This is a genomic window from Antarctobacter heliothermus (genome assembly GCF_900188425.1).
In the GTDB taxonomy this organism is placed as follows: Bacteria; Pseudomonadota; Alphaproteobacteria; order Rhodobacterales; family Rhodobacteraceae; genus Antarctobacter; species Antarctobacter heliothermus.
This window is the reverse complement of sequence record NZ_FZON01000023.1, coordinates 14,114-39,727: the sequence shown is the minus strand read 5'-3', so window position 1 is coordinate 39,727 and position 25,614 is coordinate 14,114. Positions and strand designations below refer to the sequence as shown.

The following is a 25,614-nucleotide window of genomic DNA, read 5'->3' as shown; positions in this document are numbered from 1 at the left end:
GCGCGGGGTGGGCGGGTGGGCGCGCCCGCAAGCGCGCCTTGTCAGAAAGGCGCCTCGACGTCGCCCATCCGCACAAACACCGATTTCAACTGCGAATAATGCCCGATCGCCGCCTTGGAGTTCTCACGCCCGACACCCGACATCTTGGTGCCGCCAAAGGGCAGTTCCACCGGCGCGTCGTTGTACGAGTTGATGAAACATGACCCCGCATCAAACGCCCCGATCACCCGGTGCGCCCGCGCCATGTCGCGGGTAAAGACCCCCGCCGACAGGCCCATCGTGGTGTCATTGGCGCGCGGGATCACCTCTTCCTCACTCTCGAAATCCAGCACCGACATGACGGGGCCAAAGATTTCCTCGCGGGCGATCACCATGTCATCGGTCACATCGGCAAAGACCGTCGGCGCGATGTAAAATCCGTCCCGCTCAAGCGCAGCACCGCCGCAGACCAGCCGCGCGCCCTCGGCCACGCCTTTTTCGATATAGCCCAGCACGATCTCACGCTGGCGTGCGCTGACCATCGGCCCGAATGTCACGGCCTCATCCATCGGATCACCGATCACAGCCCCCTGAAGACGCGCCGCCAGACGTTCCAGAAACGCCTCCTTGATGCCCTTTTGCACAAAGACCCGCGTGCCGTTGGAGCAGACCTGACCGGAGGAATAGAAGTTCGCCAGGATCGCGCCGCCCACCGCATTTTCCAGATCCGCATCGTCAAAGATCACCAGCGGGGACTTCCCGCCAAGTTCCATCGTGACATGCTTCATGCCTTCGGCGGCGGCGGCGTAGACCTTGCGCCCCGTCGGCACCGATCCGGTCAGCGACACCTTGTCTACGCGCGGATCGGTGACAAGCGCCGCGCCCACGGCCCCCGCACCCTGCACCACGTTGTACAGCCCCGCAGGCGCGCCCGCCTCGATCAGGATCTCGGCGACCTTCAGCGCGCAGAGCGGCGTTTCCTCGGAGGGTTTGAAGATCATCGCATTGCCACAGGCCAGCGCAGGCGCGCCCTTCCAGCAGGAAATCTGCGTCGGATAGTTCCACGCGCCGATCCCCACGCACAGGCCCAGCGGCTCACGCACCGTGTAGCCCCAGTTGCCGTCCGGCAATTGCACATGCTCGCCCGTCAAACTGCCCGCCAGACCGCCGAAATACTCCAGCGCATCGGCGCCGCTGGTGGCATCCACATACAGGGTCTCGGACAGCGGTTTGCCGGTGTCATGGGTTTCCAGAACCGACAGATCGCGGTTCCGTTCGCGCATGATGTCGGCGGCCCGGCGCAGCACGCGGCCCCGTTCCGTCCCGCTCAGCTTGCGCCATTCGGCCTGCGCCCGCCGCCCGCTGGTGATCGCTTGTTCGATCACCGCGGGCGTTGCCGCATGCACCTTGGCAATCACCTCGCCGGTGGCCGGATAGACCACCTCGATCACCTCCCCGGCGCTGTCCTCGAGATACTGGCCGTCAACAAAATGCGAGGCCTGCGGTTGTGTGTCATAACTCATCATCTGTCTCCTGTAGAACCGACGCTACTCGCCGCGCGGAAAGCGCTGGCTGTCTTCCACGTCGTTCAAATCCATATGGTTGCGCATGTAGCGCTCGCTGGCCTTTTGCAGCGGCTGAAAATCCCACGGGAAATAGCCGCCCTGCCGCAACGCCTCGTAGACCACCCAGCGCCGCGCCTGGCTCTGCCGCACCTCGGCGTCGAACCGCTCCAGATCCCAACGCGCGGCGGATTTGACCCGGAACCGTTCCAACACACCCGCATGCGCCGCGACCTCGGCCAGATTGGTCAACTCATGCGGATCGGCCTCAAGGTCGAACAGCTGCTCGGGGTCCAGCGCGCAATTGGTGTATTTCCACCGCCCCTCGCGCAGGCAGATCAGCGGCGCATAAGACGCCTCGGCTGCGTATTCCATCGCCACCGGCGACACCCGCGCGCGCCCCTTCATGACCGGCGTCAGGCTCTCGCCCTCAGTCCAGGGCATCACCTCGGACATGTCCACGCCCGCCAGATCGCACAGCGTCGGGCACAGGTCGATGGTCGACACCGGCGCGTCAATCCGCGCGCCTTCGGCCCCCGGCACGGAGATCATCATGGGCACCCGCGCCGCGCCTTCGTAAAAGCTCATCTTGAACCACAGACCGCGTTCGCCCAGCATGTCGCCATGGTCACTGACAAAGACCACAATCGCCTCTTGCCGGGTCTCGTCCAACACCTCCAACAGCTTGCCGATCTGCTCATCAAGGTAGGAGATATTGGCGAAATAGGCCTGCCGCGACCGGCGAATATCCTCCTCAGTGATGTCAAAGCTGCGCCAGTCGTTGGCGGCGAATATCCGCTTGCTGTGCGGGTCGTGATCCTCATAAGCCATCGCGGGCACCTCTGGAGTCAGGTGTTCGCAATCGCCGTACAGATCCCAGAATTTCTTGCGCGCCACATAGGGGTCATGCGGATGGGTAAAGCTGACGGTCAGGCACCACGGGCGCGCGTCCTTGCCCCGCGCCAGATCATACAACTTGCGCTCGGCGTGATAGGCGACCTCATCGTCGTATTCCATCTGGTTGGAAATCTCGGCCACGCCCGCGCCCGTCACCGACCCCATGTTGTGATACCACCAGTCGATCCGCTCTCCCGGTTTGCGATAGTCCGGGGTCCAGCCGAAATCGGCGGGGTAGATATCCGTGGTCAGCCGCTCCTCAAAGCCGTGCATCTGGTCGGGACCGACAAAATGCATCTTGCCAGACAGGCAGGTCTGATACCCCGCCCGCCGCAGGTGATGCGCATAGGTCGGGATGTCAGAGGCAAATTCCGCCGCGTTGTCATAGACCCGCGTCATGCTGGGCAACTGCCCGGACATAAAACTGGCCCGCCCCGGCGCGCACAGCGGGCTGGCCGTATAGGCGTTCCGGAACCGCACCGACCGTTCTGCAAGCGCCCGCAGGTTCGGAACATGCAGCCAGTCGGCGGGGCCGTCGGGGAACAGCGTGCCGTTCAACTGGTCCACCATGAGGATCAGGATATTGGGTTTGGTCATGTCGTCCTCATCAGGGCGTGGGCGGTTTGGATGACTTGGCAGGCGGCCCCTTCGACGCCGCTGCCCGACAGGGCGGCGCGCAGGTAGACGCCGTCGATCAGTGCCGCGATCTGCTGCGCCACGGCGTCGGGATTGTCTGCGCGGTCGCGCAAGGCGTGGACCAGATTGGAATGCAGCCGCCGTTGATAGACCTGCAACAGGCGCGCCGCCTCTGGTTCCTTGCGCGCCAGCACATAGAAATTCAGCCAGGCCGCAACCGTGTCGGAACGAAAACAGCTGTCGGCAAAGTTCGCCTCGATGACCGCCTCAAACCGCGCGCCGGAAGGCGCGGCGGCCAGCGCGCTGCGCACCTCTGCCCCGTATTCGGTCAGGATGTGGCGCATGGCGGCCAGAAAGATCTGCGCCTTGCCGCCGAAATAGTGATGCGCCAGCGCGCTGGACATGCCCGCCCGCCGCGCGATCCGGGACACGGTCACGTCCAGCGACCCGGCCTCGCCGATCTCGGCCACCGTGGCCTCCATGAGCGCGGCGCGCCGGATTGGTTCTTGTCCGATCTTTGGCATGTCGGCAGGTATGAGTTTCGTTGACTGGCGAGTCAATCAAAAACACCAACCCCAACAACCGCACGCAAAAGCGCCGGCCCCCCGCCCGGGAACCGGCGCTTTGTGTCTGCCCAAAACATGTCTGCCCAAAACGTCCATCGCGCGGGGATCAGTCCACCCGGCGATAGGTCAGAACATCGCCCAATTCGGGGATGATCAATTCCAGCCGATCCGCCGTCACCTCGCCCAGATGCTCGCACCAGCTGTCCTGCGTCTCCAATTCGGTCCGGGTGAACCCGATCCCCTCATAGGGCGCATCCGGGCACGTCCCGCCCAGCGTCATCCACTGGTGGCCGATGAATTCGCCGCCGTAGTAGTCATAGACATCCGCGCCCGCGATCGTGAATTGCGCTTCGGGATCGTCCACCGACTGCCACGTTCCCTGCATCATGCGCCGTTCCTCGGCAAAGAAATCGCCGTCAAACACCTCTGTCACGCGCGCCAGCGCCACCTCGACCGTGATGTCGCCATAGTTGACCATGTCGCCTTCGATCTCGACCGCCAGAGGCATCGGCCAGTGTTGCAGATCGTCCAGGATGCTGTCTGCCGAACCGCCGCCGTAATAGGCGTGATAGCGCCAGCCCTCGACCTCAAAGCTGCAAAAATCCAACCCGTCGATCAGCTCACAGCCGGTAAAGATGCCGTTTTGGGTAAACGGTTCGCCCAGACTGCCACGCGCGAAAGGCACAGCGCTTTCCAGCGGCATATCCTCGTCGCTGTGATCAGGGTCCGGCCCCGGCATGGCCCCGTCGGCCACCAGTGTCAGGGTAAAATCCGCAGCCTCGCCAGTATCGACCTTGCGAAAGCGCGTGCTGTCATAGCCCCGCGCGGCGCAATCCTTGTCGCCCTCGATGGTAAACGCCCCAGAGGTGCTGCAAAACGCAAAAGGCCCGTCGAATTCGCCGCCCTTGACCGTTGCCCTGTAGTAGAAATACCGGCGGTCCAGGGCGCGCCCCATCACCGTCTTGCATTCTCCCGGTGCCAGTTGCCACCAGCCCTCGGATGTCCAGATCCCGCCCGGTGCCTCGTAGCCGATGGCCACGCTTTGCCGCAGGTCCGTGTTGTTGCAAACGTCCAGCCCGGCCTGCGCGGCCATTGGCACTACCGCAAACGCATACGCGGCACATAGAAAAGTCCGTGTCGTCAAATCCTGTCCTCCCTGTCTGGGAAGACATCAGAACCGTCGTGCAGACGCCCTGTCGAGCCTTTTGACGCAACTTCAGAGGTTCAGCGTGCCCAGTACCCGGTTCTGCGGCAGTCGTGCCACTTCGACGCCGTTGTCGGTGCGCCGCAGGTTGTAGCCATAGCCGCGCATGCGGAACCGCCACTCTGCCTCGGAAAGAACCTTCTGCCGTTCGCTCAGCAGGAAATCCTCGATCTCTGTCATGTCGTCAGTCATTCTACCCTCCGCAAACATCCAATTCCTCCTGATATGCTGCACGCGAATGCTTGCATCATCGTTAAAAAATAGGGCGCGATTGCGCCTTATCGAAGGAGTTTCAGCGAAACGTGACCGCGCGTCCCCGCGTCAGGTCTTGGTTTCCGACACCAGCGGCGTGATCCGCCGCTTCAGCACCGCCTCACGCCAGGTGATGAAAATCACCGCCGCCATAATCAGCGATCCGCCCGCAATGACCCAAGGGTCCACAGGTTCGCCAAAGACAATTGCGCCCAGCGCCACGGCCCAGACCAGTTGCAGGAACGTCACCGGCTGCGTCACCGTCACCGGGGCGGCTGCAAAGGCCAGTGTCATGGTGTAATGTCCGGCGGTGGCGAAAAACGCCACGCCCAGCAGCACCAGCAGCTCCCCCCACGTCGGCCAGACCCAGACCGCAATCGCCAGCGGCGCAAGGCCGATGGTCACGCCGACGGACAACAGCGCCACCACCAGTGTCGCGCGCACCTCTCCTGACAGGATCTTGGCCAGCAGGTACGATCCGGCAAACAACAGTGCCGTCCCCATGATTGCAAAATGCCCCGGGTCCAGTTCCCGGAACCCCGGCCGCAGGATCATCAGCGCGCCGATCAGCGCCGCCACAATCGCCATGACCCGCCGCAGCGCCAGCCGTTCGCCCAGAAAGATCACCGCCAGAACCGTCACATAGACCGGGTTGATGTAGTTCAGCGCCGTCACCTCGGCGATGGGGATGCGGGTCATGGCATAGAACCACAGCACCACGCCGATGGTGTGGAACAGCGCCCGCAGGGAAAACAGCCGCCACAGCCGCGGCGTCAGTTTTGTCCGCAACAGGCTTTGCGCGACAGGCAGCAAAAAGACCAACCCCAGCACATAGCGCAAAAAGGCCGATTCCGCCGCCGGGATGCGCTGGCCCAGCGATTTCACCAAGGCGGTCACCGCGACAAAGCACAGCCCCGTCACCACCATCCAGAACACGCCCCGCGCCGGGCTCTGCACATTGTCCACCATGCCCAAGGCTTAGCCCATTGATCCGCAGGCACAAGCCCCGCGGATCACATCACGATCAGCTTGGCCGCGATGGCCCACATGGTCAGCCCGATCACCAGATCCAGCACCCGCCACGCCGAGGGCCGCGCAAACAGCGGCGCCAGCGCCCGCGCGCCATAGCCCAGCGAAAAGAAAAACACGAAAGAGGCCGTCATCGCGCCCAGCGCAAAGCCCAGCCGGTCATCGTACTGCGCCGACACCGCGCCCAACAGGACCACCGTGTCCAGGTAGACATGCGGGTTCAGCCATGTCAGCGCCAGACAGGTCAGCACGGCCGCCCGCAGGCTCTGCGCGCCCTCGCCCGCCGCCAGCACCGCGCCGCCTTTCCAGGCCGCGTACAGCGTCTTGGCCCCGTACCAGATCAGGAACGCCGCCCCGAACAGGCGCATCCCCCATTCCAGCCCCGGCACCGCCTCGACCAGCGCGCCAAAGCCCGCCACCCCGGCGGCAATCAGCGCCGCGTCCGACACGGCACAAACCAGCACCACCGGCAGCACATGCACCCGCCGCAGCCCTTGCCGCAGCACAAAGGCGTTCTGCGCCCCGATCGCAAGGATCAGGCTCAACCCCAGGGCAAACCCCGCCAGTACCGCTTCCATCACGTCTCCTGCGTCTGTCCGGGCCGTCCCCTCGCGCGGAACGGCCCCAAGGACAAGCGAAAACACCGCCGCACCGCTATGGCATTGACCTTGCCCGTCCTTTCCAGAAATCTATGCCCAAGGGAGCAAACACATGTGCTGGAGCGAAACCGCCACTTTTGCCATGGTCGGGCTTGGGACCGCCGCCACCGTCGCCACATGGCGGCGTGGCGACCCGGCGGGCATCTGGGGCACGCTGGGCTATTTCACCCTGATGGAGGGCTTGCAGGCCTGGGGCTATGGCGTGGTCGACCAATGTGGCACACCCGCCAATACCACCGTGACGGTGCTGTCCTACCTGCACATCGCCTTTCAGCCCATCATGATCAACCTGTTCTGCCTTGCCCTGGTCGGACCGGGCATCGACCCGCGCACCAGACGGCGGGTGCTGACACTGGCCTCGCTGGCCTCGCTCACGCTACTGGCGCGGCTGATCCCGGCCGACTGGCTGGGCACTTGCCTGCCCGGCACACCACTGTGCGGGGCGGCGTTCTGCACCATCTCGGGCGACTGGCACATCGGCTGGACCATGCCGTTGAACAACCTGTTCAGCCTCGCCCATTGGGTCGGCGGGATCGGGCAATACCCCGACTACCTGCTGGCCAGCCTGCTGTTGCCCTGCCTCTACGGAGCGTGGCGCTTTGCCGTCCTCAACACGCTGGTCGGGCCGCTGCTGGCCTCCGGCCTGACCAGCAACCCCAATGAGATGCCAGCGGTCTGGTGCCTGCTGTCGATTGTGCTGGTGCTGATCGGCCTCAGCCCGATCTTTCGGCGACAGGTCTTTCCCCCGACCGCCGCCTGACGGCGCCCCTATCGCTTGCGCCCCGGCGGGTGGAACAGATACTCCGCCAACACGCCCAGCTTGAACGGCAGCCGCCCCTTGCGGTCCACCAGTTGCTTCAACGTCATGCGCCGCCGCCGCACAACCGCGCGGGCGATGCGAAACTCGGTGCGCCGCTTGCGCTCCAGCACAGCGGCGGGCAGCAGCCGCTTGATGCCTTTCCACAGCCAGCCAAGCTGCAGAAACGCCAGCGCCTTGAACAGGCCCTTTTGCAGCGTTGACCACGTCAGCCGCAGCGCCGCCCCGCCCGCCGCCACCAGCCACAGCGGCAATTGCACCGAAAACAGGATCAGCCACAGCCCCATCGAGGTCACCGACAAGGCCAGCGAGGCAAACAGAATCACCATCCACGCCACCGCACGCTCCAGCGGACTCAGCCGGTTGAACCACGCCAACAGCCGCGCATAGCGCAGCTGCACGACCTCCAGATAGCGCTTCACCAGCAGTTGAATGCGCCGCAACAGCGCCTTGCCCAGCATCAAGGGCAGGACCGAGGTCATGAGCCATTTCTTGATCAGCTCGACCCGGAAAAACATCGCGCCCTGAGTCTTGAGCCAGACAAAAAGCACCGGCAATTCGACGCCGAACAGCTTTTTCATCAGCACCTTGAGTTGGGTCAGGATCAGCCCCAGCGCAATCAGCACCTCATGGCCGAAATACCAGGTCGCCGCCCCCGAAAGCGCGACAACAACGACCAAAAGCAAGAGCGCGCGCAACAACATCCCCCCGGCTTAGGCGGTTTTTGCGCCTCGCCGCAAGTCGGGCATTCCGCCGGGGGCGGACCTATTTGACGGAAACCTTGGCGCAATCCCTGAAAAGAACGCGGTGTTCAGCGCCGGGAAACGCGAGAGCCGGTTTGGGGGAGTGGGCGCGCTGTCAACGCGCGCTGCGGCCTCCAAGTTTTGGGTGGGGAGCGGCGTTGTTGCACGGTGCACCAAGGTCAGCAATGCGGAGGAAGCGGACCTCGGCCAGCGCGTGCGAATATTTCAGCCAAGTGCAGAAAGCCGCCGATGAATCTGCTACACTGATCGACAGCATGGCGAAGCCTGCGGCTATTCTTGGCTGCCCACTAAAGAGAAGTGAGCATGCTACTCAGCCCGGATACCTTTGTGTGGATTTTTTTCAAGGTAACATCAGATCGCGAATCTCTTCGATACAGTGCTAACTCCCCGACTGTTCTTGGCTCAGCATCACCAATGCGAACATATTGTGTTCTTGCGCGTTTGAACCCTTCCTCAGCTTCCTTGCTGTCGTGCGCAACGAAGTTTCGTAGTCGTTGCAAATTTATTAAATCCGAATGGAAAGGGGCGAGCATTTCACCAATTGGAAACCCCTCCCGAAATACCAAGTTAGAAATTTTTTTAACAGATACCACATTACCCCAATCGAGAAATTTGTTTCCGGATTTAAGAATGTCTTCCGCTGTCTCCCAATCCGGGCAGGTTAGCTTGGAAACCACCTGTGCTCCTTGCAGTGTCTCGTTCGTTACACAGTAGTGCAGAAATGCAGACCGAACCAATCTTTCGTAAACGCGATAAAGACGAAAAGTCACGGCTTCTGCAAGAAAAGTATGTTGTTCGGTTTTCTCGGTGCCAGCTACAGTCGCCAATTCGTTGACAAAAGTCAGAAGCAAATGACAATTCGTGTCAAAATGATCAATCTCCTCTTCAATCGTCAAAATGCGCCTCTAAAACCGAGAGAATATAAACAGATCGTGCAACTCTTGCCTGTGTATCCGTTGTTGCCAAAGTTGAAGCCCGAATGAACGGCTTCAGATGCTCGGGCGCCATTGCGCGTTTTGGTTGAGGTGAATAGGAAGCGTAATCGGCGCTAATTCCATTCAAAACGGACTTCAACTTTTGAGTTTCGTCAAGAATATTCTCACAAAGCGGCGTCTCTGGCAGGCCTTCGATTTCATGCTGAAGGTGGCCAAGCGTAGTCACGAGAGAAAAGTACATATGCTTACTCGACCAAGCTGATCCTTTTATCTCGTCATTTGTATACACACTCGCAACCGCATGGATGGCATTCCTGAGGCGCGCACGCACCTCAGGAATTGCGCCTTCTTCGTCTTCAAAGCGCTTGTAAGTGGTCTCAACGGCCTTTGATGATTGCATTTGCACCAAGAAGCAGCCAAGCAAATCGGACGCGAGTTCTGCCTCAGCCATCCTGTTGATTGATGTTTTGGACAGGATGCCAGAAGAAAGCCAATGATCCAGGTTCTCATAGCCAATTTCGTAAGCGGCAGATTTGAAGAAGCCACTGTATGAAGCATTTCTCATTTCTTGACCGTTCAATTTTACAGTATATCTGTTAATCCTCGCAAAAATATCGAGGAGCTCTTCTAAAGGAGCGGAATTGAGCACGTCGCAGCCCACTTCATACTGCATGAAGTCGTCCTGCATGTCCTCCGGGAGTTGCGAAAAGGTCAGCCCTGCGAATTCTTTGTTGTGAGCTCTGGAAATTTTTATCCCATCGTTGATGAAGTCGAAGATGGCGCGAAGCCTTTGCTGTCCATCCACTACAACCCGGAGAAGCTTACCATCCTTGTATTCTTGCATCAGGATGACCTTTGGGAAGGGCTTCCCTCGAATGATGGTATCGGCAAGAAATGCCTTGGCAGATGATGACCAAACTGACCGACGTTGAAAATCAGGCGAAAGGTCCAACTTTCCATCTAGATACCATTCGTTGAAGTCTGAGACGGAGTATGCGCGAACGTCAAAGGCTTTCACGTGTCACCCTTTATATTATATGGTTGTAGGCAAAGCCTCGACCTGTACAGATAGGCTGCCTCCGCTTATGTGTTGCTTTCTCTATCACACTTTCACCAGATCTCCAGACTCGGACTGTCAGACCTATAACTTGCCCTAGAGTGCAGGAGTTGCCGTCGGATCGCTGCCCTCAGACTCTTTGCTGACTTTCATCATGGCGGCGAACGCTGCACCCAGTACAGAGGCACGCTTAGGGCAGTGAGCGGACGAGAACACCCGAGATGCTGAACGGCCGCTCCGGGCCGAAACCCACCCCTGATCTACCCACATCCAAACCTCAAACCATGCCACGGCTTTCAACCGAAACACCCCGATTTCATCACCCCAAACACGGCCTCTCATCGCGGGCCACCCCGCGCGCAAACCTTAACGCGGCGTAAAAACGTCTCTGTAACCCCTTGATTTTACGTCACCGCAATCCTGTCCACGCGTGGACACGCCCATTACTCAAACAAAAACCCCCGCCAAAGCGGGGGTTTTCTCAGGTCCAAAAGGGCGCGAAAAATCAGGATTCTTCCAGCTTTGCCATAACCTCATCCGAGGCCTCAAAGTTGGCGGTCACACGCTGGACGTCATCATCATCCTCCAGCGCCTCGATCAGCCGCATCAGCGATTGCATCCCGTCCAGATCCATGTCCGTGGTGGTGGTCGGCTTCCACACCAGCTTGGTCGAGTCCGACTCGCCCAGCTCACCCTCCAGCGCGGTGGACACCTCGTTCAGATCGGTGTCGGCGCACCAGATCACATGGCCCTCGTCCGAGCTTTCCACGTCCTCTGCGCCCGCCTCGATCGCCGCCATCATGACGGTATCGGCATCACCTACGGAGGCGGGATAGATGATCTCTCCCTTGCGCTCGAACATGAACCCGACAGAGCCGGTCTCCCCCAGATTGCCGCCGTTCTTGGCAAAGGTCGACCGCACCGTCGACGCGGTCCGGTTGCGGTTGTCTGTCATCGCCTCGACGATCACCGCCACACCATTGGGGCCATAGCCCTCATAGCGGATTTCCTCGTAGTCCTCGGCGTCGCCGCCGGTCGCCTTCTTGATGGCGCGTTCGATGTTGTCCTTGGGCATCGACTGCCCCTTGGCTTCCTTGACCGCCAGCCGCAGGCGCGGGTTTTTCTCGGGGTCGGGATCGCCCATCTTGGCGGCGATGGTGATCTCCTTCGACAGTTTCGAAAAGATCTTGGCCCGGATCTTGTCCTGACGGCCCTTGCGGTGCTGGATGTTTGCCCATTTGGAATGGCCGGCCATGGTCGGTGTGCCTCTTTCTCGGGTGTCTTGAGATATCCGCGCCTCTATATGCCAGCGCCGCCCCCCTTGCCAAGTCCGGGCGTTGCGCAGGGGCTTGACCTGGGCTAGCGCTGGGGCATGAGCAAGTTCCTTCTCCTCCAGCTGCGCCCCGAACCAGAGGCAAGCACGTCCGAATACCGCGCCATGCTTGACACCTCGGGCCTGGCCGCGGATCGCGTCCACCGCATCTGCCTGGACAAGGAGGATCTGCCCCCCGATCTGGACCCCGCCGACTATTCCGGCGTGATCGTCGGCGGCGGCCCCGGCTGTGTCAGCGATCCGCCCGCCAAGAAAGCCCCGGTAGAGCGCCGCATCGAAGAGGCGATCCTGCGCCTGATGCCAAGGATCACGGCGCAGGACATTCCCTTCATGGGCTGCTGCTATGGCATCGGCATCCTTGCGCATCACCTTGGCGCCGAAGTGTCCAAAGTGCGGTTTGGCGAACCCGTGGGCGCGGTGACCTGCCATCTCACGCCCGAGGGCGCACAAGACCCGCTGACCGCCGACCTGCCCGGCCAGTTCGACGCCTTTGTCGGCCACAAGGAAGCGGTCCAGCATCTGCCCAACGGCGCGGTTCACCTCGTCTCATCCGGGCCGTGCCCCTACCAGATGATCCGCTATGGTCAGAACGTCTACGCCACCCAGTTCCACCCAGAGGCGGACGCCTCCGAATTTGAAACCCGCATCCGCATCTACCGTCACAAGGGCTATTTCGCCCCCGAAGAGGCCGACGCCCTGATAGAGATGTGCCGCGCCGCACAGGTCAGCGAACCACCCCGCCTGCTCGAAGGGTTTGTCCAGCGCTTCGGGTGACAAGTCGCACAGGGATGTCTTGGGGGAACGCGGTAATTCAGGCGCGCAGCGGCACCGTCGCCCCGCCGGGCAAAAAAGGCACGCTGGCCCGCCTGTCTCCTAGACCACGCCGCGCATTTCCCCGGATCCCCCAAGGGCGCGTCGGGTGAGACACAATCGAATTGCCGTTGAACGTGCTATTGTAGCTCACGGATGGCTCTGACTTTCAGGGCGACCGGGCGCAATGGAGGATACGATGCCGACGCAACACGCATTCGACGCCTGGTCCGCCGGACAGAGTTACGAGCACTACATGGGTCGGTGGATACGGATGATCTCCGCTCGTTTCGTGGAATGGCTCACGCCAAAGCCGGACGCCGACTGGCTTGACCTGGGATGCGGCACCGGGGCGCTGACCCAGACAATCCTGACGTCTGCGGCCCCGCGATCCGTGCTTGCAATCGACCAGTCGCCCGATTTCATTGCCCATGCAAAGGCGCAGACCGACGACCGGCGCGCGCGGTTCAAGGTCGCGGATGCAGCGCTGCTTGCGGTTGACGACGCCTCTGTCGACATTGTCACCTCTGCCCTCGTGTTGAACTTCATCCCCGACAGACAAGACGCCCTTGCCGCCATGTCCCGCGCCCTGCGGCCCGGCGGACTGCTGTCTTTCTATGTATGGGACTATCCCGGCGGTGGCATGGGCTTTATCGACGCCTTCTGGAAAGCGGCGGCCGAGGTCGATCCAAAAGCGTCCGATCTGGACGAAAGCACTCGCTTTCCGTTTTGCACGCAGGATGTCCTCACCCGGCTGTGCCAAGAAGCCGGGCTAAAGCGCACAGAGGTTATCCCTATCGAGGTTACAACCCGATTTGAGGATTTCGACGCCTTCTGGCACCCCTTCACAATGGGGGCGGGCCCCGCACCCGGCTATTGCAGAACCCTGTCCGACGCACACCGCCAACAGCTGAAAGACCGGCTGGAAACAACTCTTGGCGGTGATGGCCCCGTCGCCCTGCCCGCGCGCGCCTGGGCCGCCAGAGGATACACCCAAGCGGCATAACGATTTTCGGCACCTGTCGGACGGTCTCTGCGCAACCACGATCACATGCGCAGTCGCCCGCCGCAGTCCAGTGCGTCAGCCTCTTGTCAAAGGTCGGCCAAGTTTGGTGATCGGCGCAGACACCACATGCCAGGCTTTGCCCACATCACAACGGCCAGAAAAACGGGATCAGGACAGAGGCCAGCGCGCCGATGCTCAGGTTCAGCGGCAGGCCAACCTTGAAAAAGTCCGAGAATTTATACCCACCCGGCCCGTAAACCAAAGTGTTGGTCTGGTAGCCAATCGGCGTGGCAAAGCTGCAAGAGGCCGCAACCATGACCGCCACCACCAGGGGGCGCGGGTCGACGCCAATTGCGGCGGCAAGGCTGATCGCGATGGGCGTCACCACCACGGCCACGGCGTTGTTCGACACGGTTTCCGTCAGCAGGCTGGTCATCAGGTAAACCGCCCAGATAACCACCGGCGCGGGCAGGTTCGCCATCCACGGGGCCACCCCGCCGACAATCAGTTCCACCGCGCCAGAGGTCTGCAACGCCGCACCGATGGCCAGCATGGCAAAGATCAGCGCCAGCAACTGCCCCTCGACAAAGGAAAACGCCTCATCCGCGTCGATACAACGGGTCAGCAGGACAACCGCCACCGCCACCACGGCCAGCGCCAGAATAGGCGCCACGCCAAAGGCCGACAGCACCACGATCCCGGCCAGCGCCACCAGGGCAATCGGGGCATGGCTGCGCCGAAACGCCCGCGCCGAAGGCTGCGCCACGTCGACCAGTTCCATCTCGTCCGCCAGCCGCTTGATGTCCTCTGAGTTGCCCTCCAGCAGCAGGGTATCGCCCACCCGCACCACCAGATCGTCCAACTGTCGCCCGATGTTCTGGTTCCGCCGGTGCACCGCCAGCGGATAGACCCCGAATTTACGCCGCAGGCGCAGCGCGCCAAGACTGCGGCCAACCATCTTGCAGCCCGGTGTAATCAGCACCTCGACGGTCGTCGTCTCCTTGGCCGAAACCTGATCGACGCGCTTCAACTCCTTGTTGCGTTGCAGCGACAGCAGCTCGTTCATCTTGGTGCGCAGCACCACCCGGTCGCCCACACGCAGCTCGACTCCCCGCAGGTTGCGGCGCAGCGATTCGTCGCCCCGGATCACGTCGATCAGGCGCACACCTTCGCGTTTGAACAGCTGAACCCCCAGAACCTCGCGTCCGATCAGGTTGCTGTCGGGCGGGATCACCGCCTCGGTAAAGAACTTCATCCGCGAGCGGTCCGACAACATGCCTGCCATCGACGTGCGGTCCGGCAACAGGTAACGGCCAACGAACAACAGATAGACCATGCCCCAGGCCACCAGGATCACCGCCAGCGGCGTGACCTCGAAGATGGTGAACGGCTCCATCCCCTGCGCGCGGGCGACACCATCGACCAGCAGGTTGGTCGAGGTGCCGATCAGCGTCAGTGTGCCGCCAAGGATCGCCGCATAGCTGAGCGGGATCAGCAGTTTTGACGGCGCAATGCCCATCGAATTGGCGATCTGCACAAAAATGGGCAACATCACGACGACCACGGGGGTGTTGTTCATCACCGCAGAGGCCACGACGACCACCATCAGGATGCCCGCAATCGCCCGCCGGGGACGTCTGGCAACCTGATCCTGCGCGTATCCGGTAAAGGCATCCAGCGCCCCGGTCCGCACCAAGGCCCCCATGACGACAAACATCGCCGCGATGGTCCAGGGCGCGGGGTTTGACAGCACCTCCAGCGCCGCCTCATAGGGCAGCGCGCCCATCACCAGCAACACCGCCACGCCGCCGATGGCTGTGACCTCGGTCGGGTAGGACTCGCGCACAAACAGCACGAACATCGCGACCACGACGGCAAGGGTCACCACCGCTTGGCCTGTCTGGCTCAGCTCGATCCCGATCATGTTTCGCTCAGTTCACCGCCCGCTCTCAACCGACCGCATTCTGACCTGACGCCGGAGCGGGTACAAGCGGTTTACGCTGCGGCTGCACAAGGGTCATGCCCGCCATCATCAGGATCAGCGCAACCCAGACCCAGCCGGCATAGGCCTCGGACAGGAACAGCATCGCCCAGGTGACGCCAAACAGCGTGACAAGATAGCTGACCTGCGCGGCAAACACCGCCCCCGCGCGACCCACCAGCCAGACATAGGCGGAATAGGCAAAACCGTGCAGCGCCGCACTGGCGATCACCGCCTTGTCCGGTGCCCCCAGCGGCAGATCCGGCACGATGAACTGACCGCTTGCCAGTGCAAGCGGCAGGCTCAGCGCCGCGCCCAGGATTGAGGCCCCGGTCAGGACCTGCACCGCGTCCAACCCCTGCGTGCCCCATTTGTCGACCACATTGCCCTCCAGCGCGTAACAGGCCGAGGCGATCAGCGCGATGGCGATCCAGACCGCCTGCGTGCCCGCAGGCAGGCTTGCCTCCGGCAGCACCAGCAGGGCGACCCCGCCCAGGCCCAAAAGCAGGCCCAGCACCCGCGCGGCCGACAGCCGGTCGGTCCCCAGCGCCAGCGCGATGGGCAACGCGAACATCGGCACCGAACTCAGCAGGATCGACAGCACGCCCGACGGCAGATGCACCGCCGCCTGATACGACGCGATGCCGGGTGCAACCGTGCCGATCACGGCGATAAACAGATACAGTCGCAGGGCCGCCGGTCGCAGCGGCAGGCGTTTGCCCCTGATCAGCGTCAGCATGCCCAGCAGCAGTCCCACCAGCATCGCCTGCCAAAAGATCAGACCGAAATGTCGATAGCCCTCAGACACCGCGACCTTGGCCAGCGGTTGCGTCGCGCCCCAGGCTGCGCCCGTCACCACCAGCGTGGCAAAGGGCAAAAGCCGGGTCATGCGGGGCCGGACTGTTCCAGCCGCCCACCCTGCCGAACCATCTTGACCATGACGGCCTTGCCGGTGGCGTCGTCGGTTTCGACATAAACGCCCGATAGCGTCGCCTCCCCCAGCGCGGGGTTGAACCTGCCCTTGCCCATGCCATTGACGAACCGACGCAGCGGCTCTGCCGGGTCCATGCCAATGACCGAGTTATAGTCGCCGCACATGCCCGCGTCCGACTGAAACGCCGTACCGCCGGGCAGGATCTGCGTGTCCGAGGTCGGCACATGGGTATGTGTGCCCACCACCAGACTGGCGCGCCCGTCGCAGAAATGGCCCATGCCCATCTTTTCCGAGGTTGCCTCGCAGTGCATGTCAACCACGATGGCCTGCGCCTGCCCGCCCAGCGGGTGCCGCTTGAGCAGATCGTCGATGGCGACAAAGGGGCTGTCGTAGTTGCGGCTCATGAACACCTGCCCCAGCGCCTGCGCCACCAGTACCTTGCGCCCGCGCGCGTCCTTGTACATCGCCGCCCCGCGCCCCGGTGCCTGACGGGCAATGTTCAACGGGCGGATGACGCGGGTGTCGCCCTCGATATGGGTCAGCATTTCCTTTTGATCGAAGGCATGATCGCCCAGCGTGACCACATCTGCGCCCGCCTCAAAGATCGCCTTGGCGTGTTCCGCCGACAGACCCGCGCCATTGGTGGCGTTTTCGCCGTTCACGATCACGAAATCCAGCCGCCAATCCCTGCGCAGGGCCGGCAGCCGCTCTGTGATCCCCTGCCGCCCCGCGCGGCCCATGACATCGCCAAGAAAGAGTATTTTCATGGCCGACAGGGGTAATTCGCGCGACGGCGAAAGCAAAGCCCCAATCGTACCTGGCAGGTCGGGGCAAGGGGGCGTCACGCCAGAGGCGTGCACTGAACAAATCCCCCTCGGCCTGCGGCCTCACCCCCGGGATATTTTTAGCCAGAAGAAGCCGCATAGCGCAGCGCCGAAAATTCCGGTCAGTGGCAGGTCAGGGCAGCGGCCATCCGGTCGGCGCTGTAGGGTCCAAGATCGTGCGAGCTGACAGTGCCGTCGAAACGCACCGCAACGACCCGCGCCCAGTCGCCACTGGCAAGGATCATCTCTGGCCCGTCGCCGCAGGTGCGCAGCCCACCCGCGATATAATCCCAACCGATCCGGTGGTTGGTGACCCCCGGGGCCGCCGCAACCTCGGTCAGCGCGCCCTCAGCAAAGCGCCAGATGCGCAGGGTCTTGGCCAGATGAGGGCGGTCGACATAGGCGATCTCTATCGCGCCGTCGCCGTCCAGATCCGCCGCCCCGATCGGTGCCAGCCAGCGGAACCGCTGGCCGATAAACGGCGTCGCCGCCAGCGGGTCCAGACTGCCCTCCGTGACCGCCCAGACCGCCAGCCGCGCGCCGCGCGTTTCGTGACTCTCTACCGTGACGATTTCCGGCAGCCCGTCGCCGGTCACATCCCACAGCCGGGGGGCGACGTCTTCGAACACAAGCGGCGCGTCCCAGCGGCGGCGCAGCACGCGCCCGTCCGACAGGGTCACCGCCAGCGTGTCGTATTCGATCTCGTCGCCCAGAACGCCGTGCGGGTAACGTGTCACCGCGCCTTCATAGCGCGCGGCGACGGCCTCTTGCGCAACAACCGCCACGGGAGACACCAGCCACAGGCACAGCGCCACCCGCGCGCCGCGCGCGATCATGGGCCAAGGGCGCCCCGGCAGACGCGGCGCCCCCGTCCGCATCAGATCTGCTTCTCGGGCATCTTCACGACCAGACCGTCCAGCGCATCGGTGACGCGCAACTGGCAGGTCAGGCGCGATTGTTTGGCATTGGGCTCAAAAGCGAAATCCAGCATGTCCTCTTCCATGTCTTCCTTCGCGGGCAGCTTTTCCACCCAGTCCTCGGCCACATAGACATGGCAGGTGGAACAGGCGCAGGCTCCGCCGCAATCCGCCTCGATTCCGGGGATGTTGTTGTCCCGCGCCCCTTCCATGACGGTCAGACCGTTGGGGACGTCGACGACATGCTCTGTGCCGTTGTGCTCGATATAGGTGATCTTGGCCATTTCACCGCTCTCCTTGAAATTCGACACCCTAGGTAGTGCGCCCATCCCGCCACCGCCACCCCCTATTGCACCTTTGCGACCACAGGTGCCTTTCGTGATCCGCGCGCCGCGAAAAACATGGCACTGCGCGACACATGTTCTATATACGTTCGCATGAACTGGCCCCGCCCCCCGTCTTGCCTGCCCGCCAACCGCCTGGGCCTGCCGCCCAATGGCGCGCGCGTCACCGTGGCCGGGCTGGTGATCCTGCGGCAGCGCCCCGGCACCGCCAAGGGCGTGATCTTCATCACGCTGGAGGATGAGACCGGCGTGGTGAACATCATCGTCTGGCGCAAGCTGTATGAACAGTTCCGCCGCGCCGTGATCGCGGGCCGCATGTTGCGCGTCACCGGCCGGCTGCAACGCGAGAACGGCGTGACCCACGTCATCTCTGAACAGATCGAGGACATTTCGCCCCTGCTGGACCGCTTGCTGGACACGCCCTGAGCGCTCAGGCGATGCGCCGCCGGCCTTTTGGCGGCCGTCCTTTCGGCACTCTAGGCAGCGCCTGTCAAAACCGCTATGTTCGCCGCATCAAAGGCACACAAGAGGCCCGAGCAGAGATGTCCCGACCCCCAAGGCCCCCGGCCGCGCTGCTGGCTGCGCTGACCGCGCTTGCCGCCTGTGGCGACCCGCAGACCGTCAGCCAGACCGTCAGCCGTGATGCCCTGCCCCCCGAGGGTCAACCGCCCATGGCTGAACATGTAGAGGACGGCACCTGCCGCGCCCGCGACGTGCAACCGGCGATCTATGAGCATGTCATGGGCGAGGTGCAGGTGGTGCAGGCGGAAATCGCCGAGGATGGCACCGTGATCCGCCCGCCGATCTACCGCAAGGCGCCCGTGCCGCGCGTCGTCCGCGAACGCGGCGAGATCACGTTCGAGGCCCCCTGCCCGGAACAGATGACACCCGAGTTCATCGCCTCGGTCCAGCGGGCACTGGCCGCGCGCGGCTATTTCGCGGGCAATGTCACCGGCACACTTGACGCCCCGACCACTGCCGCCGTGCGCGCCTACCAGTCAGAGCGCGGCTTGAAAAGCGCGCAGCTCTCGCTGGAAACCGCGCGGGCGCTGGGTCTGGTTGCGGTCGAACTGCCCGCAAAACCACCCGCGCAAGACACCCTCTAAGTCTTCAACCGACCGCCGGACCCCACGCCCCCCCATTGCCACCGTCCAAGGCATCAACGTCCCCAACCGTCAGCACACCCGATAATCCGCGGCACACGTCGCCCCCACCCAAAACACGACCCGCACAAAAAAAACGGAGCACCCCAAGGGGCGCTCCGCTCTCGTGTCGTCATGCGCAGGTGATCCGCGTCTCAGCCGTCAGACAGGCTCAGCGCGACAAAGCGCGGGTCGCCGCCGCTGCGCACCAGCAACAGGATCGATTTGCGACCCTCGTCGCGGGCCTCTTCGATCCGCGCCTCCAGGTCTTCGATGCTGCTGACCGCCTGCTGACCCGCTTCGGTCACCACATCACCGGCCCGCAGACCCTTTTCAAAGGCCTCGCTCGTGGCGTCGACATCCATGATCGCCAGACCCTGCATGCCGGCAGGCACACCCAGTTCAGAGCGGATCGCATCCGTCAGCGGGCTGAGGGTCAGGCCAAGGGTCTGCACCTCTTCCGGCGCGTCCGGCATCACCGGCGCGGCGGCGGGCACGGCGCCCTGCGCCTCTTCCCGGCGGCCCAGCGTGACCTTCAGCGTCTGCGTCGCGCCATCGCGGTTGACCACAACGCGCACTGTCTTGCCCACCGGTGTGTTGGCCACGATGCGGACCAGCTGCCGGGTGTCTTCGACCTCGACCCCGTCAAACGACAGGATCACGTCACCTGCGGCCACACCGGCCTCCAGCGCCGGTCCCTCGGGGACGTTCGACACCAGCGCGCCCTTGGCCTCTGCCAGGCTCAGGGCATCGGCCACGTCTTCGCTGACGTCCTGGATGCGCACGCCCAGCCAGCCGCGGCGGGTTTCGCCGAACTCCTGCAACTGGCCGACCACATTGGTCACCACGTTCGACGCCATCGAGAACCCGATGCCGATCGAGCCGCCGTTGGGCGACAGGATCGCGGTGTTCACGCCGATCACCTCACCCGCCATGTTGAACAGCGGACCGCCCGAGTTGCCCCGGTTGATGGCGGCGTCAGTCTGGATGTAGTCGTCATAGGTGCCGCTCAGCGCGCGGTTGCGCGCCGACACGATCCCGGCCGAGACGGAAAAGCCCTGTCCCAGCGGGTTGCCCATCGCCATCACCCACTCACCCACACGGGCAGTGTCGCTGTCGCCAAAGCTGACATAGACCAGCGGGCGCTCTGCCTCGACCTTCAGCAGCGCAATGTCGGTGTTCGGGTCGGTGCCCACCAGCGTCGCAGGCAGTTCGAACCCCTCGAAGAATTCGATGGTGATCTCATCCGCGCCTTCGATGACGTGGTTGTTGGTCACGATAAAGCCGTCTTCGGAAATGACAAAGCCAGAACCCAGCGCCGAAGAGCGGCGCGGACGGTCGGGGCCGCCACGGTCCTGGAACTCACGAAAGAAATCCTCGAACGGGCTGCCTTCGGGCACAACGCCGCGCGGGCCGCTGCGGCCTGCAACCGTCGTCGAGGTGGTGATGTTCACGACGGCGGGGCTGATCCGCTCAGCCAGATCGGCAAAGCTTTCGGGCGCGCCGCGCGCATGGGCCATCAGGGATTGCGATACGATCAGGATCATCGACAGCGATGCCAGCCAGAACAGCCGCAGCGGTGTCGCATTCTCCTGCGTCAGGGCGAGGGATTGCGGTTTCAATGGGGTCTCCTTGTCTCTGCCAGCCAGCGGGCGCGCGGGGCCACACGCCGCCGCCTGCCTCCTATCGGTCAGTGTGACAAACATAGGTGCGCACGCGCAACACCAAAGGGATGAAATCACACCTCACTGGTTTGTGAGGGCGGCGTTACACGGGGGAATCGGCACAATTCCGCTAGGGGAAAGGACGCCAACGGCGGAAAAACCGTTTGGCACCGGACGTCTGCGCGCGTCCGTCGGGGGCGTCAGCCTTTGGCGATCCACAACACCAGCAGACCCGACACCAGCGTCAACAGCCCCAGATTGCGGCGCTGTTCGATGGACAGGCTGCGGAGCGCCTCCAGCAGGCGCTCCACAAGCTGAGGGGCCAGTGCATAGACCAGCCCCTCGATCACAAGGACCATTCCGATCCCCGTCAATATGTCCGTCCCGCTCAATTAATTGTCGGCGGGCAGGGTGTCGGCCTCGGGCTCCTCGGGAGCCGGTGCCGGATCTGCCGGTTCCGGGGCCGGGTCGACCGCCTCCGGGCTTTCCGGGGCCGGATCGACCGGAGCCGGGTCAACCGGGGTCAGGTCAAACGGTTCTGGCATTTCCGGCGCTTCGGGGGCGTCCGGCGCAGGTGCGTCCGGGGCCTCGGCGCGGGCCACAGGGTCCGGCAGGGTCACAGAGCCGTTGGTCGACAGTTCGTTCTTGAAGTACTCGAAGAACTGGCTGTCCGGCGTCATGACCATGGTCGAATTGTCGCCCTTCAGCGACGTCTCATAGGCCTGAAGCGAGCGATAGAAGGCAAAGAACTCGGGGTCCGCGCCATAGGCATCGGCAAAGATCCTGTTCCGCTCCGCGTCGGCCTCACCCCGGATCACGTTGGCGTCCCGGTCCGCGACCGACAGCGTTTCGACCACGGTACGATCCGCCAGCGCGCGCACACGCTGCGCCGCTTCGTTACCACGGGCGATCTCGTCCGCCGCCTCACGTTCACGTTCCGCCTTCATCCGGTCAAAGGTGGCCTCGAGGTTGCGCTGCGGCAGGTTGGTCTGCTTGAGACGCACGTCGACCACATCCAGACCCAGCGAACGGGCCTGCACGCGGGCGCTGTCACGGATGCGGATCATCAGCTCGCCCCGGTCCTTGGACAGGATTCGGTCCGACGTGACCTGATCGGCACCCAGCACCTCACGGATCTGCGCGTTCAGGATGCCTGACAGGCGATCCTCAGCCACGCGGAGGCCGCCGGTGCCCACCGCTTGCCGGAACTGCACCACATCGGCGATCCGGTAACGGGCGAAGGCGTCAACGACCAAGCGGCGGTCATCCGACGGCGTCACCTCGATGGTTTGCGTGTCCAGCGACAGGATACGGTCGTCATAGCGCACGACCTCCTGAATGAGCGGGATCTTGAACGCCAGCCCCGGCTCTTCCTTGACAGCCTTGATCTGGCCGAATTGCAGCACCAGCGCCTTTTCGCGTTCGTCCACCACAAAGATCGACGACAGCACGACGACAATGGCCACCACGAGGCCGGGCAATAGATAAGTTGTCTTGCGCATCAGTTGTTCCCTCCGCTGCGGCGAAGTTCATTCAGCGGCAGATACGGCACGACGCCGCCACCGGCAGCCCCGCCACCATTGGTCACCGAATTGTCGAGGATCATCTTGTCGACCGATCCCAACACGCTTTCCATCGTCTCGATATACAGGCGACGGCGCGTGACCTCGGGGGCCAGCGCGTATTCCCGCTGAACACTGGTAAAGCGCGCGGCCTCACCAACGGCTTGGTTCACGACCTGTGCGCGATAGCCTTCGGCCTCTTCACGCGCCTGCGCCGCGGCACCGCGTGCCTCGGCGACCACACGGTTGGCGTAGGCGTCAGCCTGACGTTCCAGCCGGTCACGTTCCTGCTCGGCCGATTGCACGGCGCGGAAGGCATCGATCACCTCATTCGGCGGGTCGGCGTTATCAAGGTTGATCCGCACGATGCTGATGCCGCTGTCGTATTCGTCCAGCGTTGCCTGGATCTGCTCACGCGCGCCATCGGCAATCGCACCACGGTCACGGTTGAGGATCGGCGCAAGGGTCGATGCCGCGATGATCTCACGCATCACCGATTCCGACACCGCCTGAACCGTCAGTTGCGGATCACGGATGTTGAACAGCAGCTTGGCGGGGTCCGAAATGTTCCAGACCACCTGGAAATCGATGTCGACGATGTTCGCATCGGTGGTCAGCATCAGACCGTCGTTGCCACCACGGCCCGCACCCACGGTTTCGGTCCGTTCCGAGGTCACATTGACAACCTCATAGGTCACAAACGGCCAAGGCGCGATGTTCAGGCCCGGATTGCCGGTGCTCGAATAGGTGCCAAGGAACAGTTCGACCGATTGCTCTTCGGGCCGCACGGTATAGATGCTGGCAAAGGACCACAGGCCCAGCAGCACCAGCACGCCGATGCCCACGGTGCCCCGCGTCAGACCGGGACCACCCGAGCCGCCGCCATTGCCGCCAGAGCCGTTTTTGCCCGAGCCGCCGCCGCGCCCGCCCATCAGAACGCGCAGGCGTTCCTGGCCTTTTTTCATCAATTCGTCGATCTCGGGGATCTGGCTGTCTTCCGGGCGTCGCCCGCCACCGCCACCGCCGCCACTGGGCGGACGTTGACCATTGCCACCACCGTTCTGGTTGCCACCGCCGCCCCCCCAGGGGCCGCCGCTGTTACCTGCCATGAACTTCCGTCCTTCCTCGTCTGTCGATATGTTATGTTACCTGTGCCCGGCGCCCGCAAATTCAAGCGGTCCTGGTCGGATTGCGCATGGTCACCATTTCCTCGGACATTGTCGGATGCACCGCCACCGTCCGGTCAAAGTCTTCCTTGGTCGCGCCCATCTTGATGGCGATGCCCGCCAGCTGGATCATCTCACCCGCGCCCGGGGCCACGATATGGCATCCCAGCACCTTGCGCGAGGCCTTGGAGACGATCAGTTTCATCAGCACCCGGTCGGGCTTGTCGGCAAAGGCGGTCTGCATGGGCCGGAAAGAGGTGCAGTACACCTCGATTTCTTCCTGTTCGGCGGCGGCCTCTTCGGTCAGGCCGATGGTGCCCATCTCGGGCTGCGTGAACACTGCGCTGGGGATCAGCTCGTGATCCACCGGCGTCGGGTTGCCCCGGAACACCGTCTCGACAAAGGCCATGCCCTCGCGGATCGCCACCGGGGTCAGGTTCACCCGGTTGGTCACATCGCCGATGGCATAGACCGAGGGCACCTTGCTCTGGCTGTAGTCATCCACCTCGATGGCGCCGCCCCGGCCCAGCGTGACACCGGCCTCCTCCAGCCCCATATCGGCGGTGTTGGGCGCGCGGCCCGTCGCGAACAGCACCGCGTCGAACTCGCGGATGTTGCCGTTGGTCGCCTTGACGCGGATCGCGCCGTCGCTGGGTCCGACATGCCCACCAGCCCCGTATTGCAGCGCCTCGACCGGGGCGTCGTCCAGCGCATCCTCGTCCGGGTCGCCCGCGCGGTGCATCTCGACGATGTTGGTGCCGGTGTGCAGGTCGATACCGCGTTCCTTCATCGCGTCGGCAATCAAGCCGCGCGCCTCTTCGTCGAAACCGCGCAGGATCTGCGCCCCGCGATAATACTGCGTCACCTCGACACCCAGCCCGTGCAGGATGCAGGCGAACTCACAGGCGATATAACCGCCGCCGACGATCAGGAGCGATTTCGGCAACCGCTCCATATGGAACAGATCGTCCGACACCATGCCCAAATCGGCGTTGGGCATGTCCGGCCGCACCGGCCGCCCGCCGCTGGCGATCAGGATATGCTTGGCCGTCTTCACCTCGCCGGTGGACAGCTCGACCGTATGGGCGTCCTTCAGCCGCGCACGGGCATCGAAACTGTCGACACCAGAGCCGGACAGCAGCTTGCGATACACGCCCTCAAGCCGGTCCAGCTCCGCGTCCAGCTTGCCGCGAAACGCCGTCCAGTCAAAAACACCATCCGCCACGTCCCAACCATAAGCGCGCGCCTCACCGGGCATTCCGGCATATTCGCTGGCAAAGACCATCAGCTTTTTCGGCACACAGCCCCGGATCACGCAGGTGCCGCCATAGCGGTCCATCTCTGCCAGACCCACCTTGGCCCCCGTCTCGCCCGCCGCAACACGCGCCGCACGCACGCCGCCAGAACCGCCGCCGATGACAAAGAGATCGTAGTCGAAATCGCTCATGTCCGCATCCTTGCCTGACCCGCCAAAGTGTATTTCACAGGCAGCCCGGGAAAGCCAGACAGCGAATGCCCCGCATCCGTCACAGCCGCGTGGCCCGACGAAGCACAGGGCCTTGCAGCGCGGCCGC

At 63.3% G+C, this 25,614-nt stretch carries 26 protein-coding genes; 5 read left to right on the top strand and 21 right to left on the bottom strand.

The annotated features are described in order from the left end of the window. Positions 1 to 41 precede the first annotated feature (41 nt). The 7 genes from betB to CHB90_RS13040 form a co-directional block, all read right to left on the bottom strand. A complete protein-coding gene (betB, locus tag CHB90_RS13070; RefSeq protein WP_089278315.1) occupies positions 42 to 1,502 on the bottom strand; it encodes a betaine-aldehyde dehydrogenase in 1,461 nt (486 codons plus the stop codon). Positions 1,503 to 1,526: 24 nt separating this feature from the next. Next, a complete protein-coding gene (gene betC, locus CHB90_RS13065; protein ID WP_089278314.1) occupies positions 1,527 to 3,035 on the bottom strand; it encodes a choline-sulfatase in 1,509 nt (502 codons plus the stop codon). Then, on the bottom strand, positions 3,032 to 3,598 hold the full coding sequence (gene betI / locus CHB90_RS13060) for a choline-binding transcriptional repressor BetI (protein ID WP_089278313.1): 567 nt from the start codon (positions 3,596 to 3,598) through the stop codon (positions 3,032 to 3,034). The genes betC and betI overlap by 4 nt, the downstream gene beginning before the upstream one ends. A gap of 148 nt (positions 3,599 to 3,746) precedes the next feature. Beyond that, positions 3,747 to 4,733 carry a DUF1036 domain-containing protein gene (locus CHB90_RS13055; protein WP_141135873.1) on the bottom strand — a complete coding sequence of 329 codons (987 nt, stop codon included), beginning with the start codon at positions 4,731 to 4,733 and terminating at the stop codon, positions 3,747 to 3,749. A gap of 123 nt (positions 4,734 to 4,856) precedes the next feature. Next, the gene (locus tag CHB90_RS13050; RefSeq protein ID WP_245823245.1) at positions 4,857 to 5,036 is read right to left on the bottom strand and encodes a hypothetical protein; all 180 of its coding nucleotides are present in this window, start codon (positions 5,034 to 5,036) and stop codon (positions 4,857 to 4,859) included. 129 nt (positions 5,037 to 5,165) lie between these two features. Next, complete coding sequence (locus CHB90_RS13045) at positions 5,166 to 6,065, bottom strand: DMT family transporter (protein ID WP_245823244.1); 900 nt, start codon at positions 6,063 to 6,065, stop codon at positions 5,166 to 5,168. 44 nt (positions 6,066 to 6,109) lie between these two features. Next, positions 6,110 to 6,703, bottom strand: a complete 594-nt coding sequence (locus CHB90_RS13040; RefSeq protein WP_089278344.1) for a LysE/ArgO family amino acid transporter — start codon at positions 6,701 to 6,703, stop codon at positions 6,110 to 6,112. A 133-nt stretch (positions 6,704 to 6,836) separates the two neighbouring features. On the opposite strand from CHB90_RS13040, the gene CHB90_RS13035 reads away from it, so the two are divergent. Beyond that, positions 6,837 to 7,544: a DUF5765 domain-containing protein gene (locus CHB90_RS13035; protein ID WP_089278310.1), complete on the top strand. Its 708-nt coding sequence runs from the start codon at positions 6,837 to 6,839 to the stop codon at positions 7,542 to 7,544. Positions 7,545 to 7,552: 8 nt separating this feature from the next. Here CHB90_RS13035 and CHB90_RS13030 read toward each other — a convergent pair whose 3' ends face one another. From CHB90_RS13030 to CHB90_RS13020, 4 genes are all read right to left on the bottom strand, one after another. Beyond that, a complete protein-coding gene (locus tag CHB90_RS13030; RefSeq protein ID WP_141135872.1) occupies positions 7,553 to 8,299 on the bottom strand; it encodes a hypothetical protein in 747 nt (248 codons plus the stop codon). A gap of 353 nt (positions 8,300 to 8,652) precedes the next feature. Continuing rightward, on the bottom strand, positions 8,653 to 9,261 hold the full coding sequence (locus CHB90_RS26175; protein ID WP_141135871.1) for a hypothetical protein: 609 nt from the start codon (positions 9,259 to 9,261) through the stop codon (positions 8,653 to 8,655). Then, complete coding sequence (locus tag CHB90_RS13025) at positions 9,251 to 10,318, bottom strand: DUF262 domain-containing protein (RefSeq protein ID WP_089278308.1); 1,068 nt, start codon at positions 10,316 to 10,318, stop codon at positions 9,251 to 9,253. The genes CHB90_RS26175 and CHB90_RS13025 overlap by 11 nt, the downstream gene beginning before the upstream one ends. Positions 10,319 to 10,862: 544 nt before the next feature. Continuing rightward, positions 10,863 to 11,612, bottom strand: coding sequence for a YebC/PmpR family DNA-binding transcriptional regulator (locus CHB90_RS13020; RefSeq protein ID WP_089278307.1), 750 nt, complete (start codon positions 11,610 to 11,612; stop codon positions 10,863 to 10,865). Positions 11,613 to 11,729: 117 nt separating this feature from the next. Here CHB90_RS13020 and CHB90_RS13015 point away from each other — a divergent pair, with 117 nt between their 5' ends. Beyond that, positions 11,730 to 12,464 (top strand): glutamine amidotransferase, encoded by a 735-nt coding sequence (locus CHB90_RS13015; protein WP_089278306.1) that lies wholly within the window; start codon positions 11,730 to 11,732, stop codon positions 12,462 to 12,464. 235 nt (positions 12,465 to 12,699) lie between these two features. Beyond that, complete coding sequence (locus CHB90_RS13010; RefSeq protein WP_089278343.1) at positions 12,700 to 13,506, top strand: class I SAM-dependent methyltransferase; 807 nt, start codon at positions 12,700 to 12,702, stop codon at positions 13,504 to 13,506. A gap of 145 nt (positions 13,507 to 13,651) precedes the next feature. Here CHB90_RS13010 and CHB90_RS13005 read toward each other — a convergent pair whose 3' ends face one another. From CHB90_RS13005 to CHB90_RS12985, 5 genes are all read right to left on the bottom strand, one after another. Next, positions 13,652 to 15,430, bottom strand: a complete 1,779-nt coding sequence (locus tag CHB90_RS13005; protein WP_089278305.1) for an SLC13 family permease — start codon at positions 15,428 to 15,430, stop codon at positions 13,652 to 13,654. Between the two features lie 25 nt (positions 15,431 to 15,455). Next, complete coding sequence (locus CHB90_RS13000) at positions 15,456 to 16,376, bottom strand: DMT family transporter (protein WP_089278304.1); 921 nt, start codon at positions 16,374 to 16,376, stop codon at positions 15,456 to 15,458. Continuing rightward, the gene (locus tag CHB90_RS12995; RefSeq protein WP_089278303.1) at positions 16,373 to 17,188 is read right to left on the bottom strand and encodes a TIGR00282 family metallophosphoesterase; all 816 of its coding nucleotides are present in this window, start codon (positions 17,186 to 17,188) and stop codon (positions 16,373 to 16,375) included. Before CHB90_RS12995 ends, CHB90_RS13000 begins: the two co-directional genes overlap by 4 nt. A gap of 179 nt (positions 17,189 to 17,367) precedes the next feature. Then, positions 17,368 to 18,123: an FG-GAP repeat domain-containing protein gene (locus CHB90_RS12990; protein WP_089278302.1), complete on the bottom strand. Its 756-nt coding sequence runs from the start codon at positions 18,121 to 18,123 to the stop codon at positions 17,368 to 17,370. Further along, complete coding sequence (locus CHB90_RS12985; protein ID WP_089278301.1) at positions 18,123 to 18,446, bottom strand: 2Fe-2S iron-sulfur cluster-binding protein; 324 nt, start codon at positions 18,444 to 18,446, stop codon at positions 18,123 to 18,125. Before CHB90_RS12985 ends, CHB90_RS12990 begins: the two co-directional genes overlap by 1 nt. 153 nt (positions 18,447 to 18,599) lie before the next feature. On the opposite strand from CHB90_RS12985, the gene CHB90_RS12980 reads away from it, so the two are divergent. Continuing rightward, positions 18,600 to 18,932 (top strand): OB-fold nucleic acid binding domain-containing protein, encoded by a 333-nt coding sequence (locus CHB90_RS12980; RefSeq protein WP_089278300.1) that lies wholly within the window; start codon positions 18,600 to 18,602, stop codon positions 18,930 to 18,932. 116 nt (positions 18,933 to 19,048) lie between these two features. Continuing rightward, positions 19,049 to 19,612, top strand: coding sequence for a peptidoglycan-binding domain-containing protein (locus tag CHB90_RS12975; RefSeq protein WP_089278299.1), 564 nt, complete (start codon positions 19,049 to 19,051; stop codon positions 19,610 to 19,612). Positions 19,613 to 19,803: 191 nt separating this feature from the next. Here the strand turns inward: CHB90_RS12975 and CHB90_RS12970 are convergent, their stop codons facing one another. The 5 genes from CHB90_RS12970 to CHB90_RS12950 all read right to left on the bottom strand — a co-directional run bounded on the left by CHB90_RS12970 (position 19,804) and on the right by CHB90_RS12950 (position 25,487). Then, positions 19,804 to 21,195, bottom strand: coding sequence for a Do family serine endopeptidase (locus CHB90_RS12970; protein WP_425426622.1), 1,392 nt, complete (start codon positions 21,193 to 21,195; stop codon positions 19,804 to 19,806). A 317-nt stretch (positions 21,196 to 21,512) separates the two neighbouring features. After that, positions 21,513 to 21,704, bottom strand: coding sequence for a DUF2065 domain-containing protein (locus tag CHB90_RS12965; protein WP_089278297.1), 192 nt, complete (start codon positions 21,702 to 21,704; stop codon positions 21,513 to 21,515). Then, entirely contained in the window at positions 21,705 to 22,814 is a 1,110-nt protein-coding gene (gene hflC, locus CHB90_RS12960) for a protease modulator HflC (protein WP_089278296.1), read from the bottom strand. Continuing rightward, the gene (hflK, locus tag CHB90_RS12955) at positions 22,814 to 23,983 is read right to left on the bottom strand and encodes an FtsH protease activity modulator HflK (protein ID WP_089278295.1); all 1,170 of its coding nucleotides are present in this window, start codon (positions 23,981 to 23,983) and stop codon (positions 22,814 to 22,816) included. The genes hflC and hflK overlap by 1 nt, the downstream gene beginning before the upstream one ends. Positions 23,984 to 24,044: 61 nt before the next feature. Further along, the gene (locus CHB90_RS12950) at positions 24,045 to 25,487 is read right to left on the bottom strand and encodes an FAD-dependent oxidoreductase (protein ID WP_089278294.1); all 1,443 of its coding nucleotides are present in this window, start codon (positions 25,485 to 25,487) and stop codon (positions 24,045 to 24,047) included. Positions 25,488 to 25,614: the final 127 nt, after the last annotated feature.